Source organism: Spiroplasma endosymbiont of Dactylopius coccus (genome assembly GCF_977110965.1).
Genome location: NZ_OZ373019.1, coordinates 548,305 through 563,550 on the forward strand (window position 1 = coordinate 548,305; position 15,246 = coordinate 563,550).

The 15,246-nt window shown below is 23.8% G+C and carries 14 protein-coding genes; 7 read left to right on the forward strand and 7 right to left on the reverse strand.

Translation table 4 applies throughout. The features are described from left to right. The first annotated feature begins 5 nt into the window (after positions 1-5). Both ACXUB0_RS03495 and ACXUB0_RS03500 read left to right on the forward strand, forming a co-directional pair. The gene (locus ACXUB0_RS03495; RefSeq protein ID WP_458257525.1) at positions 6-1,241 is read left to right on the forward strand and encodes a hypothetical protein; all 1,236 of its coding nucleotides are present in this window, start codon (positions 6-8) and stop codon (positions 1,239-1,241) included. Next, complete coding sequence (locus tag ACXUB0_RS03500) at positions 1,189-3,219, forward strand: hypothetical protein (RefSeq protein ID WP_458257524.1); 2,031 nt, start codon at positions 1,189-1,191, stop codon at positions 3,217-3,219. Before ACXUB0_RS03495 ends, ACXUB0_RS03500 begins: the two co-directional genes overlap by 53 nt. Here ACXUB0_RS03500 and ACXUB0_RS03505 read toward each other — a convergent pair whose 3' ends face one another. Together ACXUB0_RS03505 and ACXUB0_RS03510 are read right to left on the reverse strand one after the other, a co-directional pair. Beyond that, the gene (locus ACXUB0_RS03505) at positions 3,220-3,390 is read right to left on the reverse strand and encodes a hypothetical protein (protein ID WP_458257523.1); all 171 of its coding nucleotides are present in this window, start codon (positions 3,388-3,390) and stop codon (positions 3,220-3,222) included. Positions 3,391-3,649: 259 nt separating this feature from the next. After that, positions 3,650-5,356, reverse strand: a complete 1,707-nt coding sequence (locus tag ACXUB0_RS03510; protein ID WP_458257522.1) for a hypothetical protein — start codon at positions 5,354-5,356, stop codon at positions 3,650-3,652. Between the two features lie 73 nt (positions 5,357-5,429). Here ACXUB0_RS03510 and ACXUB0_RS03515 point away from each other — a divergent pair, with 73 nt between their 5' ends. Both ACXUB0_RS03515 and ACXUB0_RS03520 read left to right on the forward strand, forming a co-directional pair. Further along, the gene (locus ACXUB0_RS03515) at positions 5,430-6,590 is read left to right on the forward strand and encodes an Mbov_0401 family ICE element transposase-like protein (protein WP_458257521.1); all 1,161 of its coding nucleotides are present in this window, start codon (positions 5,430-5,432) and stop codon (positions 6,588-6,590) included. A gap of 402 nt (positions 6,591-6,992) precedes the next feature. Then, positions 6,993-7,223, forward strand: a complete 231-nt coding sequence (locus ACXUB0_RS03520; protein WP_458257764.1) for a hypothetical protein — start codon at positions 6,993-6,995, stop codon at positions 7,221-7,223. A gap of 2 nt (positions 7,224-7,225) precedes the next feature. Here ACXUB0_RS03520 and ACXUB0_RS03525 read toward each other — a convergent pair whose 3' ends face one another. Then, a complete protein-coding gene (locus ACXUB0_RS03525; protein WP_458257765.1) occupies positions 7,226-7,948 on the reverse strand; it encodes an IS3 family transposase in 723 nt (240 codons plus the stop codon). Positions 7,949-8,049: 101 nt separating this feature from the next. Between ACXUB0_RS03525 and ACXUB0_RS03530 the strand changes: the two genes are divergently transcribed. Both ACXUB0_RS03530 and ACXUB0_RS03535 read left to right on the forward strand, forming a co-directional pair. Beyond that, positions 8,050-8,187: a hypothetical protein gene (locus tag ACXUB0_RS03530; RefSeq protein WP_458257766.1), complete on the forward strand. Its 138-nt coding sequence runs from the start codon at positions 8,050-8,052 to the stop codon at positions 8,185-8,187. 109 nt (positions 8,188-8,296) lie between these two features. Next, positions 8,297-9,511, forward strand: coding sequence for an IS256 family transposase (locus tag ACXUB0_RS03535; protein ID WP_458258788.1), 1,215 nt, complete (start codon positions 8,297-8,299; stop codon positions 9,509-9,511). Between the two features lie 151 nt (positions 9,512-9,662). On the opposite strand, the gene ACXUB0_RS03540 is transcribed toward ACXUB0_RS03535, so the two are convergent. Continuing rightward, entirely contained in the window at positions 9,663-9,941 is a 279-nt protein-coding gene (locus tag ACXUB0_RS03540; protein ID WP_458257767.1) for a transposase, read from the reverse strand. 296 nt (positions 9,942-10,237) lie between these two features. After that, entirely contained in the window at positions 10,238-11,353 is a 1,116-nt protein-coding gene (gene mnmA, locus ACXUB0_RS03545) for a tRNA 2-thiouridine(34) synthase MnmA (protein WP_458257768.1), read from the reverse strand. A gap of 239 nt (positions 11,354-11,592) precedes the next feature. On the opposite strand from mnmA, the gene ACXUB0_RS03550 reads away from it, so the two are divergent. Then, positions 11,593-12,750, forward strand: a complete 1,158-nt coding sequence (locus tag ACXUB0_RS03550; protein WP_458257769.1) for a hypothetical protein — start codon at positions 11,593-11,595, stop codon at positions 12,748-12,750. A gap of 38 nt (positions 12,751-12,788) precedes the next feature. Here ACXUB0_RS03550 and ACXUB0_RS03555 read toward each other — a convergent pair whose 3' ends face one another. Beyond that, entirely contained in the window at positions 12,789-14,165 is a 1,377-nt protein-coding gene (locus ACXUB0_RS03555) for a Sapep family Mn(2+)-dependent dipeptidase (RefSeq protein WP_458257770.1), read from the reverse strand. Positions 14,166-14,191: 26 nt separating this feature from the next. Next, on the reverse strand, positions 14,192-15,202 hold the full coding sequence (locus ACXUB0_RS03560) for a hypothetical protein (protein WP_458257771.1): 1,011 nt from the start codon (positions 15,200-15,202) through the stop codon (positions 14,192-14,194). Positions 15,203-15,246 lie beyond the last annotated feature (44 nt).

Here is a 15,246-nt window from a genome sequence, read left to right on the forward strand (position 1 = left end):
ATATTATGTTAGGTAGATTTTTAAGAAGAGATAAAAGCACTAATAATGAAGAAAAAACTAAATTAACTTTTTTAAAAGGTAAAAGTACACATGCTTCTATTTTAAGTTATTTTGGTTTTAATGATTTTAATCATGAAACATATTTTACTGATTTTGTAGCAGAAAATAATGCTAATTTATATAATGCTCCACTAGATATTAACAATGAAACTATTAAGCAGTATTTAATTCAACAAGAATTTTATAGAAAAAATTGAAATTCTATTTTTAAATTAAGTAAATTGGGAATTAGTGGTTATTTAATTTTTATTGCAAATGATGACTTATATTTTCAAGTAGTTGATATACAACAAAGAGTTTATGATATTACTGGTAAATTAATTCAATGTACTATTTTTTATGATAGTTATCAACAAAATGCACAAATTGTAAGATTATTTGAAGTTTATACATTAAATAATGAACAAGTAACTATTAATCGTGCAATTTATAGTGTTAATGATAGCAAAAAACAATTTCCACTAGATTTTAAATCGTTCATTAATAACCCTAATTTAGCACAAGAACAAATACTAAATATTAACTATATACCAATAGCAATTATGCGAAATAAAGCAAATGAATTAGCAGATTGTAATAAAGTAATGGATAAAATTAAAGCATTAGATGTTATTTATGAACAAATTGTTTTAGATACAATTTTAAACTCACCAAAGTTTATTTTTAATTCAACTTATGGTAATGTAAAAGATTTATTAGAAGATGCTGTAAGAATATTAGTTACTAAAAATTATATTTTTAAAAGTGGCGGAGATAATAACGAACAAAACGAAAATATCAATATGACAAGTAGTAATTTTAAAGGTAAAAATTTGACTGATATATACGATTGAAATGTTAATGAAATATTTAAACGTTGTGGCATTCATATTCCAAGTCAAAAGAAGTCAGCACAACAATCAGTTCCCGAAAGTACAGCTGTAAATATTTCAACTATTAATTATATTGAACAAAAGTTATGACAATTTAATATTGATATTCTTAAATTTATTCAAATATTAGTACGTTTAGATAAAGATTTATTAAATAGTAAAACATTTAACATTAATGATGAACAAGAAATTAATAATTTAACAGTGAGATTAAAATTATTTAATCCCGAAAATAACCAATTAATAGGAGAAAACAATGGACAATCAAAACAACAAACCACAAACGAAGTTTCCACAGAAACAAACTAAACTTAATCAAGCAGAAGTAGAAAATGATTATTTAATTGACAATATTCCTTATGACTTTACTAATCTTATGAGTAGCAAAGGTGACCCTGAGCTTAAAAGAGCATATGATGAATTTAAACTAAGAACTTTATATATTTATGAAATTGAACGTTTATTTAAAAATAATGAAAATAATAATTTAAGATTTTCAGCAAATACTATTAAAATTGGTTTTATTGATATTGATAAAGTATTAAAAACTACTGCTGCTGAAACATCAGACTTTACTATGCAATTAAATCAAAGAGCAAGTACAAATATTAATGATAATACTATTGAATATAGTATGACTGATATTAAAAATTTAATATTTCAAGAAATAAATTTATTAAATCAATTTAAGTTATATGCTGTATCTATTAATGAACCATTAACTGAAAATAATATTGATAATTTATATATCATTAATAACTATTCTCAACCTTATCAAAATCCAAAAACAAGAAGTACTAAAAGTATTACTATTATTAAAATTAAAGATTTTAAAACAAGAGATGGTTATCCAATTATTATTAAATTACAAAAACCATTAGACAAAGATACAAAAGTAATTGGTTTAAAAATTAAAGCCCCTAGAAGCATGATTTTCGGCAATATAAAGGTACTTGGTGAAGTTGACAATATGGAAGTATACCCAAAGTTATTTGTTAAAGATAAGATAGCATTTCCGCTATTATCAATGCCTATTGAAATTCAACCAAAAGTTAGAATATTACAACAATGATTTAGTGAACAAATATTACCATGAAATCTTGCAAAACAATTTATTGGACAAGAAAAATCAGTTTTAGATTTGATTAAAATTAGTACTGGAACTGAAACAAGAAGAGAAGTTATTAAAAACGCAAGAGTTACACATGCTTGATTAGGATATGAGTTTAGTAATGTTTTAGGTGGTAAATGACCACTAAAAAGTCAAAAAGAATTAAAAGATAAAGAAGTTTGAGATTTTGTAGGTGAAAGTCAATTTTATCAATATGTTGCAACTAATAATAGATTTGATGATATTGAAATTGAAATTAAAGATGCACCAACTAATGATAGTTTACAGCAACTTTTATTAGATATGCTAAGTTACACATATAACTATAATAGAAATTTTGAAGGTGCTACATATGATGATAAAGGTAGACCAGATAATGAAATTGCAAAGTTAAGAGCAAAATTTGAAGGACAAAAACCCGAAGAAGTAATAACTAACTTATTTAAACAATGAAAATTGGATTATCCGAATTATATAAATCTACCACAAGTTCATATTTTTAAGAAACTAGTAATTATGTTATCAAATAATATTTATTCAATTATGTCAATTAATAAAGGTTTAAATGATGATAATAAAATTTTGTTACCATATTATTTTGAATTAAAATCGAGTCCAATAAAACCTACTGGTAAAGATATTTGAAGATTTAAAGATACCAAAGTTATATTAAAATCTGAGTATTTTGATTTTACAGATATGAATAGCATTAAACTAAAAAATAACGACATTAGTCAAAATGAATTATTTAAACTAGATGATAATCAATTTAACTGATTATCTATTACAAATGAATTAGAAAGTAATAATATACCATCATTAATTCCTGCTGACTGAACATTAGGTAATGGTGAATATGGCAAATACTTTACAAGAGCAATTATTAATAAAAATAAAATTGAAAATGCTTTAAATTTATATGGTTCAAATAAATCTCAATTATTTTCTAAATTAGAATTTTATAAAGAAATTTCAAAAATTGATAATATTAGTGAATTTGAATTACAAATTGAAAATCCGATTAATAACTTAAATCGAATTGAAATTAGTGGCATATTTGGTACTGGAAATTATGATTTAGTTTTAATAACTGATAAACAAGAAATAAATTTAAATAATATTAATTTATTTGATAAATATAATGAAAATATTTCTTATATAAATTTAGAAATATAACTATTCAAAATAATTATCTGTATAAGTACCATCTCATTTTATATCTTCATCATGATGTTTAAATTTAGAAAAATATAAATCTGTTTTATTAGGATTATACCATTTATTTCATCAAATAGTTGTTGTTCCTAATACTTTTTCACCATTTGGTTTTAAATAATAATTTTCCATATTATGAGTAAGCACCCCCCATGATTAATCCTATTGTTCCAGTTGTTGCACCAGTTAGTGCTAATGCTAATGTTATTTTACTTAATTTTGTTTTTATTCATGTTTTCATAATAAATTTCTCCTTTTTTCCTTGATTTTACTTATAAATTGTACTGTTTTTGATTATTTTTACAAGTATGCTTTTAAATGCAAAATAACGCCTAAATTAAAGGCGTTTATTTTGTGATACCTATACTATTAATTATATGTAAATTGTTTACTATATAGCAAATGTGAAGATACTTTTTTTCACACTAGCATTATTTTTACCCCTAATTACATTTTTATATGGATACAAGGCATAAAATAATGCATCGTAAGGGTCTTGGTACATATTTTTATCAGGAATGTTAGTTTTGGTTTGGTCATAACGTAATTCTTCTAAACATTGAGTAGTTTTTGGTAAATCATTTTTATTAGCATAAAAGTTTCCATAACTCATAATATTTCTCATTCATACTACTCTATTAGTTAATCCGGCTTCTTGATTTAAATTTGAAGCATGTTTAATAGCAGTTTGTGTTATTAAAATAGTATTATGTTCATCTATTAATTTTTGATTTAATCAATCTATTGCTGTTCTTGCTTTATCATCATAAAAATAAATTGCTTGTTCAAAATTTTCAAAATTATCCATTAATCCTAAAATTTCATTAACATAACCATTAATTTTTTCATTTTCATTAACAAAATCATTTGGAGTAACTACTAATTCACAAATAATATAAGCATCATAATACCCAGTATTATTATATTCTTTAAATCCGACCACCATAAATACAGTATGGTCTTTGTGACCAGTTGCTCAATCAACACCAACTGAATAAAAATCAAATTTATACATATCTTTTTCTTGATTATAAAACTGTTTTAAATCATATGATTGTCAATATTTTACTGTTTTTTGAAAAGGAAAAATTGTTGCATCACTATCTAAAAATTCAAAACCATAATAAACAGTATTGAATTCATCAGGATTACTTTTTTTCATTTCTAATAATGTTCTTTTTTGAATGTCAGGTAATTTATTTCAAAAAGGTTGAATAGTAAATCTTAAAACAAATAAACCTAAACCACTAAATATGTCTTTATTTTCATAGTAAACTTTACCAACTTTTTTAAGATTTTCAATTATTTCATCATTTAATGGTAAAAATGGCGTACAGTATTTTAAATAAAATGGGTGATATTTATCATAAGGATTACATGTAAAAGTAATAAAGAAACTTTTATAAAAATAACGAGTAATTAATTTTCCAAAAGTAGGACTATATATATTTTTATCAATAAAAGTTCAACTTCATTCTTTAATTGGTTCATTTGAAACTTTAATACGATTACTTCTAAACATAGAATTTTGTAAACGCTCATATCTATATGTTAATTGCTTTTCTGTTAGTGTTTCTTTTTCTTCTGCCATTATTATTTCATCAGTACGTGAACCCAAAAAACTTGACCCACCCGCTTCTTTTCCAAAAATTTTATTACCATTAGCATAACCAATAAAATCAATTTGTTGATTATTAGGAAAAATAATACATCCACCATCTTTGGTTATTTTTCATTTAATACCATGTGGATTATTAGGTAATAAATTAATATTATATGTATCTAATAAAACTTGACAAACATTCATTAATGCACCAATTGTCGTTTCACTATGAGTATTTTCATATCTTCTTACTTCTTGAACACTACTATCACTAAAATTACAACATATAAATAAATCAAATGCTAAACAGTTTCAAGTTTTTCTTGTTCCACGTGCAGTTGGTACAAAACGATAAAAACAATTAGTTGTAAAAAATTCTGCTCATTCATCACTAACAAATTGTTTAAAAATATCTCAACTAAAACCATAATTATTATCACTAAAATTAAGATTATATTTTTTATTCAGTTGTGCATAACTACTAATAAAAGGCATATTTTACTCCCTAATTTTTATAAGCAATACAATTAAATTATAACAAACAAAATTTAGAAAGGAACATTAAAAAATGTTTATATTACCATTCTCTAATCATTTTGATTGAGATAAACATGATTTTAATCAAGATGAATTAAGTTTAAAACAAACAGAAGAATTATTTACAAAAATAGATGATTATTTATGAAGTACCTGTGATAAATCTGAATATAAATCATATAGATTTAGAAAACGAAAATTAAAAGCAAAAAAAGGTTTATTAAATTATAAACGACGTATTTGTACAAAATATAACCAAAAAACACAAAAAAATGAATTTGTTTCATTGCTAGATAATTATCTTGGTGTTAAAAAATATAGTAAACTTGCACCTAATGTTATTAAACAAATTTTAAAGTATTTTGCTGATGGAAAAAAGTATCGTGATGTTTGTGATACTTTTATTGATGATTTAATAAGTACTAGTACAGTTTGTAGAACCTATCAAAAATTTCAATTACCAAAAGCTAATATTCCTAAAATAGTATTAGAAAAAAATCAAACTTTATATATAAATATTGATGATGGACATAGAAAATTTAAGTTTAATGAAAAACACAATACTAAAAATTGTAAAAAATGTTCTATGAGATTATTAGTATTTTGTACTGGTAAAAAGAAAAATGGAAAATTAATTAATAAAAAAGCAGTTTGTAAAATAAGAGTATCAAAAACAGAAATTGGTGCTGAAAAAACAGCACAATTAATTAAAAAACATGGTAATTTATTTTTTGAAAATTTTGAACAAGCAAATTTAGTAGTTTGTGGAGATAGTGCAAAATGAATTAGAAAAACTGCTACAATTTTAAATGCTAAATTTATTTTAGATAAATTCCATGCTTTTCATGTTTTATTTCTTGGTATAATGGCTGGAAGAAGAAAAAATAAAATTGCTAAATTACACTATCAAAATGCAATAACTTTATTTGAAAAAGGCCAATATTATGAATTAATTGATTTTTTACAATCATTAGCTTTACAATATAAAAAATTAAAAGTTGGTTATTTTATTAATGCAAAAGATGGTGTATTAAACCAAGCACTAGTTGAAAATATTGGTTGCTTTACTGAAACTAATATTAAACAAATTTTAAAGCATATGATTGGTGATAGAACCTATAATATTGATATGTATACAAAAATGGTTAATTTTAAATGCTATCAAATAAATACTACCATCCAGTTATTATAAATTAAAATTAAAGATTTTAAAAAACCAAAAATAAAATAAAACTTATTAAAGTAACTATTAATAAGAATTTTTGAATTATAAAAGTAAGTATTATTATTGACTAATATTTTACAAGTGTTAAGATTAACATACAATTGCATATTGAAGTCAAAATTATTCTCGTCTAACTTTATAATTTTAAGACAAATTTGAATATTATTGACAACATCGGTATGCTCCCATTTTTGTCATGCTCTTTTAAAACTTGATATTTTTTGGTTCCCTTCCCCTAGAACCCCTACCCTCCAAAGCTTTGCTACTTACAGTAGCATAAGCCTTACGTATAGTAGTAGTATTAGTTAGTAAGTATATAAGCCTTTTATCACTATAGGTGATAAGGCTTATACGTAGAAAGGATTCGTAATGATTAATGTTAATTTAGATTTGAAAACTAAAATTAGAGAAACATATAAAGATGAAAAAAATAAAGGTGGCATATTATTAGAAATTGGTGAATATGAAACATGATTTCCTAAACAATATACTACTATTGATGAAAAAAATAAAAAAATAACATTAAAAATAATTGAAGATTTTAATTATAAATTAGGTAAAAAATCAATTACAAAAGATTGGAATGGCAACACTTTTTAGGACTATTTTTTGGTAGACACTTGTTCTTGATATTTGATAGGAGTTAAGTAGTTTAAAGTGCTGTGGATTCTTATGTTGTTGTATCAATTGATATAATCAAATAATTCTAATTTTAATTGGATTAATGATGTAAAATTTTTATCATTAATAAATTCAGTTTTGAAAGTTTTAAAAGTTGCTTCAGCAACAGCATTATCATAAGGACAACCTTTTTTGCTTAAAGATCGAGTAATATTGAATGCTAATAAAAGATTATTAATAATTTTATTGTTAAATTCATTACCTCGATCACTATGAAATATTTGGATATCTTTTAAACAGCGATTTGATTGCATAAATGCTTGATATACTAGTAATGCATCTTTTTTAACTCCAACACTATGTCCAATAATTTCTCGGTTAAATAGGTCTATTAATAGGCAAATATAGTTTCATTTACCATTAACTTGAACGTAAGTTAAATCACTAACAATAACTTCATTTTTAACCCTATTATTAAAGTTTCTATTAACAAGATTGGTTATTTGACTATTATTGACTTTATTATGATGATTTTTGAATGATAATTTAGTGTATTTTGATATTAAATTATGCTTATTCATAATTTCTTTAATTTTTCTGCGTGATAAATAAATTTCTTGGTTTTCTAAAATTTTTTTTAATCTTCTAGTACCATAAACTTCTTTATTTTCTTTAAAAGCACTAATAACAGCTTCATCATACATATTATTTTTGATTTTATGGTAATGTTTAGTAATCTGTGTAACTTACAAAAATAACTATGTTTAATTAATTCTATAATAAACCTAGAAAGAGTGAATTACAGATGGCTAAAAAACAAAATATTAATAATAATGATCCAATATCAAAAGCAGTAGATTTATTATTAGAACCTGTTTGGAATCTTTTAAACATAATTAAACTAAAAAAGGGAATAATTATTTCTAACCTGACAGTTAATTAACATTTTATTTTCTTTGTCATTTTTTTGTTAAAAAGATTTTATCATTTGACAACTTATCGATTAAAAATTTATTTTTCAACTATAAAATAACATTTATGATATTAATTTAATCAAAAATAAGTTAAAAAAGATCCTAAACAGGTTCTTAGAAAATACTGAAGATTTAACAACAGTTTTTAAAGAGGGAGGTTTGTATAAAGAATTAACAAAAAGATTAGTAGAAAAAATGTTGAATTCTGAGATGCAAAATTATTTAGGATATGATAAGAATCAACATAGTAATAGTGACAATGCTCGTAATGGTATAAGTTCAAAAAAATTAATAACTCAACAAGGTAAAATTGAGATTGATGTACCACGAGATCGCAATAGTAATTTTAATCCTGTAATAATTGCAAAAAGACAAAGAAGATTTGATGGTTTTGATCAACAAGTTCTTTCTTTATATGCAAAAGGTATGACATTATCAGATATTAGAATGCAATTACAAGAGTTATATCATGGTGCTGATATTAGTGAAAGTGTTATTAGTCAAATTACTGATGATGTTATTGATGATGTAAAAGCATGGCAAAATCGACCATTAGATAGTGTTTATCCGATTGTTTATTTTGATTGCATAGTAGTTAAAATATGACAAGATAAACGCATTATTAAAAAATCTGTGTATATAGCTTTAGGAGTTGATTTAGAAGGTAAAAAAGATGTTTTAGGCTTATGAATTAGTGAAAATGAAGGTTCTAAATTTTGATTAGCCAATTTCACAGAAATGAAAAATCGAGGCTTAAATGATATTCTTATTGCTTGTAGTGATAATTTAACAGGAATGTCAGAAGCAATACAATCAGTTTATCCTAAAACAGAACATCAATTATGCATCGTTCATCAAATTAGAAATAGTTTGAAATATGTCTCATATAAGCATAGAAAATCTCTAGTTGCAGATTTAAAACCAATTTATACTGCATGTAGTGAAGAACAAGCAATGCAGGCTTTAGAAACATTTGAAAATAAGTGAAATAAACAATATCCTCAAATTGCTAAATCTTGATATAAAAATTGAGAAAATTTGATAGTTTTTATTAGTTATCCAACAGAAATTAAAAGAGTAATTTATACCACAAATGCTATTGAATCTGTTAATAGTCAATTACGAAAAGTTATCAGAAATAAAAAAGTTTTTCCTAATGATATGGAAGAATTGAAAATATTTTATTTAGCAATTGAAAATATAACAAAAAAATGAACAATGCCCATTCAAAATTGAAATACAGCAATTGCTCATTTTATGATAAAATTTGAAGATAGAATTAATCTTAACTAGTACTTTGTAAAACAAAGATACACAGATTTCTAAAAAGCCTCGATTTTATTTTCTTTTTTCTTTAAGTTAAAATAATATGTTGATTTAGATATTTTCAAAAAACGACACATTGTGCGAATTTTATATTTAACTTTATTTTTAGCAATAATTTCTACTTTCTGCCTATTATTAGTGCTGCTTGCTTTAAAATACCATTTTCCATTCTTAATTGTTTTAATTCTTTTCTTAATTTAATTAATTCATTTTCTTCAACAGAACGATTATCTTTAGTTTTAAAACTACCTGAATTAGTAAATTGCTTAATTCAATTATAAGTAGCTGCTCTTGTAACATTGTACTCTTTAGCAATACAAGACACTGACTTACCGCTTTGATATAAAGCTACTATTTGTTTTTTAAATTCATCTGAATATGAGTTAATATTGGCCATAATTATACTTCCTTTCTTTTCACTAATTTGTTCACTTGTCTACGTAATTAGTGTCCAATAAAGTGTAACCCATCCAATATTGTTAATATTTTTTTCATTAAAAATCTCCTTTTTGTTTTTTTCTATAACTTTTATAATAATAGGTTATTTTATATTTTAAAAACGTAAAAAAGAAAATGCAATAAAAGTATCTAAAAACTAAAAAAATAGTTTAATAGTAATTTTTGAATCTTGAAAATTATAAAAAAATATGCAATTAAAAATTTTATTATTTATATTAGTTTTTTAATAATTGATTAGCGAAATATTTGGTCAATAACTCCACCACCAAGACAAATATCACCATCATAAAAAACAGCGGTTTGACCGGGCGTAATAGCGCGTATCTTTTCTGAAAATTCAACCTTAATTTCATCATTATTAATAAAATTAATAATAACAGCAATATCAGATTGACGATAGCGAAATTTTGCATTACATTTTAAAGAGTTTTTTAATGTACTATTCTTAATTCAATTCAATGATTTAACAGTACAACTGCTATTCATTAGTCATTTATTTTCATTATCATTAGCAACATAAAGGATATTATTAGTAACATCTTTTTCAACAACAAAATATGGAACTTTCATTCCTGAAAGATTAATACCTTTTCTTTGACCAAGTGTATAGTAGTAAACACCATTGTGATTACCAATAGTAGTTTTGGTATTAATATCAACAATTTTGCCAGGATTAGCTGGTAAATAATTTGTTAAAAATGTTTGAAAATTACGATTACCAATAAAACATATGCCAGTAGAATCTTTTTTTGTTGCTGTTGGTAAATTATATTTTTTTGCTAATTCCCTAACTTCAGTTTTAGTTTTATTACCTAAAGGAAATAAACTATATTTTAATTGTTTTTGTGTTAATTGACATAAAAAATAACTTTGATCTTTATTATCATCAATTCCTTTTAATAACTGATATTGTTTAGTAATTAGATTGTAGTTAATTCGTGCATAGTGCCCCATTGCAATATAATCTGCTTTTAAATTTTTTTGTGCATATTTTAAAAAAGCATCGAATTTAATATATTTGTTACATAGAATATCGGGATTAGGAGTACGACTTTTTTTAAATTCTTCAAGAAAATAAGTAAAAACATTATCTCAATATTCCTTAACAAAATCAATTCTTTCTAATTTAATATTTAATTTTTGGCAAACAGCTAAAGCATCAAGATAATCTTGTTCTTGTGGGCAAATATCTTGATTATTGTTACCTTGTAAATCATTATTTAAAAGTGAATCTCAATTACGCATAAAAAGACCAATAACTTCATGGCCTTCTGCTTGTAAAAGTGCTGCTGTTACTGATGAATCAACACCACCACTCATACCAACAACAATGCGTTTTTTTTCTGTCATTTTTTACTCCTTAATACTTTTCATAAATGCTTAATAATTGTAACAAATATATAATAAATACCCAAATAAATATTTTTAAATTATTGAATTTATATATTGATTATTAAGTAATAATCCTTTATACTAATGTTAAAACACATAAAAGCAATTTAACAAAATATGGTTTATAACCACTTTTGTAAAGTTTGTTACTAATGTGTTTTTTATGTTTTAATAAAGAAATAGAGAGAAGAGAAAAAATGCCACAAGAAGAAGAGTTATTAATAAATAATGATATAGATACCAATATAGAAACAAATACTATTAATAATAGTTGAAGTAGTTTAATATGATCAGATACTAAAAAAATAATTGGAACAGCTAGTTTATTAACAGCAGCAGTTGGTTTGAAAACTGTACAACGAGTATTTCAGGTAGCAGTTACTAGTATCGGAACATTTGATTGAAATAAAGTAAATCCTTTAAATAATTTAGTTGATTTTGGAATAACTCCAGTACAATTGGTAATTAGTACACAAGCAATGAATTTATGAAAATGGGGCGCAGAAAAAATTTGACAAGAGGGAAGAACAATATTTAATAGAACTGCTGATCAAGAAATGAGTCCGCTTTTATCTTTATATCCCGAAATTGGTGTTGAAGAAGGTTATTCATGTCTTTCAAAAACAGCTATCTTTGGAAAAATGCTAATAGCAAAAGCTGGATATTGAATTTCGAATCATTTTATGATTACGGCTTCTAGTATGTATTCAGTTGGTTCTTTAACTAGTTTAGCTGAATATTGAAGTAAAATTATTTATGGCCCAAATATTTTATCAACAATTATACGAGCAGAAGTTTTATGTTATACTTCTATCTTAATAGATAAGGGTATAGAATATTTAACAAAAACACATATGTGGTTTGCTTTCAAAAGATATTTTAACTGTTTAAATAATAATAATGAAAATGATGAGTTAGAATCATTACTTTCTCAACAATCAAAATGTATGAGTCTTTTAAAAAGTGGTGGTTATTTAACAGCAATGGTAATAGCAACTATAATAGATAATGCAATTAAAACTGCAGCTGTTATGTATACTGCTGATAGATTACCAGAATTTGAATCTACATTTTTTCAAGTTCCAATGTTTGCTATTATGTTTGGTTTAATTATCAATGATACTATTGGTAATAAAGTATTAAATAAATATGCTAAAAAACAATGACAGAAATTTTTTACGTCTACTCCAAATAATGAATTAGAGGAAATAGTAATTAATAGTAATTATATGAGTATTAATAGTAGTGATGAACGACAATTAAGTAATAACTTTAATGATGAATTGGTAAGTGTTATTAATAGTATTAATGGTCGTGCTTTTGTTGGTTGTCCTAGAACTCCTTCAATTGCATAAAATTTATTTGAATGAAAATATAAAAAAGTTAGAATAAACTATTCTAACTTTTTATATAATTTACCAATTTCTAAACTTCCCAGTGTACTAATAGCACGTACATAAATTAACATTGATTTTCATAATTCGTCAACTTTAATACATTCATTATATTGATGTTCAGTTGAGTTAGTATGATCAAATATCGCACCAAATGCTACACAATTTGGCATTGCTCTAGCATAAGTTCCACCACCAATTGCAATTGGTTTTGCTTTTTTATCACCAGTAACTTCTTGATAAATTTCCATTAATTTAATAACAATTGTTGATTCTTGTGGCATATATAATGGTTTATCATAATGTTGTTGTTTTATTGTTAAATTATAAGGTTTTAATATTTTTATTAATCTATTTAAAATTTCTTGTAAATCAGTTTTAACTGGAATACGGATATTACATCCTAATTTTGAACTTTTGCTATTAATTTCAACAATGCCAACATTAATAGTAAAACTTCCAGATTCATCATCTAAATCACCAAAATATTTTGTTAAAGCAGTATCTTCTTGTAAAATATCACCAACAAATTTAATTAGATTATGTTCAACTTTAAGTTCATTTAAAATTAATAAACTTCTTAATCCTGCATTAATTCCTTCATCTGGTCGTGACCCATGTGCTGGTTTACCATGAATGGTAATTTGTTGATTATTATTTTCAATTCGATATTTCTTATTTTTCCCAATTTTAACAAATGATTCAATATCAACACCATTAATATTACTAGTAGAACAAGTGACATTGTAAGCATCACCTGCATTAATAACAATGGATTTATGACCTGTACCAATAATATCTAAGTTAATAATTCCTTTTTCAGCATATACTAGCGGAAACATACCATCAGGAGTAAAACCAAAAGTTGGAGTACCTTCTTGCTTCATATATGTGTTAATTGAATCTCATGTTGTTTCTTCAGTTAAACCAAAGATAACTCTAATTCGACGATTTGGTTGATAGCCATGATCTTTTAAATATTTTAAACAGTATAGAATAATAATTGTTGGACCTTTATCATCTAATACACCTCGTCCATATAAAATATCATTAATAATTTCTGGCGAAAAAGGTGGAATTTTTCATTCTTCTAAATTACCTGGTGGTACAACATCAAGATGACCTAACATGGCAAATATTTCTTTACCATCACCATATTCTAAATATCCATACTTATTGTTTTTATTACGATAAGTTTTAAAACCTAATTCTTGTCCTAAATTAATAGCATAATCTAATACTTCCTTAACACCAGGCCCATAAGGTGCTGCTGTTGTGGGTGGTTGAGCATATGATTGAATTTTAACAATTTCTTTTATTTTTGTTAATGCTTGCGGAAAATATTTTTCTTTTAGCAATTTTTCATTGAATTCCATATTTATTCACTCCTTGATATATAAATTTAAATAGTAGTATTAGTTATAATATCAACTATTAAATCATTTAACAATAATCAGGAACTATTTGTGCAAGATAAATGATTATTTTTTATTTTTATTTGTTTATTTTTGATTAATTTACTAATCAGTGGCTGCTCTAGAATATTATCATTTTTGTTAAATTTTATTCCCTTTTTTAGTAATAAACCTTGTATTAATTTTTGGATTAAAATTTCATTTGTTGATAAAATACTATTTTTTTGATTGTTATTATTAATGTTATTGCTATTAGTAATTATTATTGCTTTATCTTCTGTTTTAATATATGAAACAGCATTTGGACCAATTCCATAATAGTTTTCTAATAAACAATATGCAATAATATATTTTGATTGATTATTAGTATTTTTACTATAACTATAGTATTCATAGTTATCATATTTGTGCTTTTTTAAGAAATTATTAATGTATCTTTTAATAGTAAGATTTTGTTTGTGATTATAACTATCATAGCTAATATGAGGTGTTTTTAATTGCATACATATTTGTAAATCATTATTAACATCAATTACTGTTTGATGAGGAAGATTATATTTTAAATCAATTGAGAAATTATTAATTTTTAAGTTAATAGCATCATTAATAATTTTTATACTTTGTTGACAATTAAATTTGTTATTTAATTGATTTTGAAAACTAATTATTTTTCAAATTAATCGTTTAATTTGAAATTTGGAAAATAATTGTAGAGTTGTGAAATTGGTATTATTAATAGTACATTCAAAGTTGTATTCTTTGATAGTGGTTGTTAATGGTTTAAGTATTATTAATAGTTGTTCTAAAAAATTAATTGGTAAAACTGACTTATTTTTGTTAGCAAGATAAATTGTTTTTAACTTTAATTGGTATTTATTTATTATTTTTGTTAATTCTTTTTTAATGCTTTCTATAAAATAAGAATAGTTAGTATTTACTTCATGTTTAAAATTAGGTATTTCTATATATAAATGTTCAATGGTAGTTTGTGTATTCATAAATAAATGATACTATATTTATTTTAAATTACTATTAAATATTA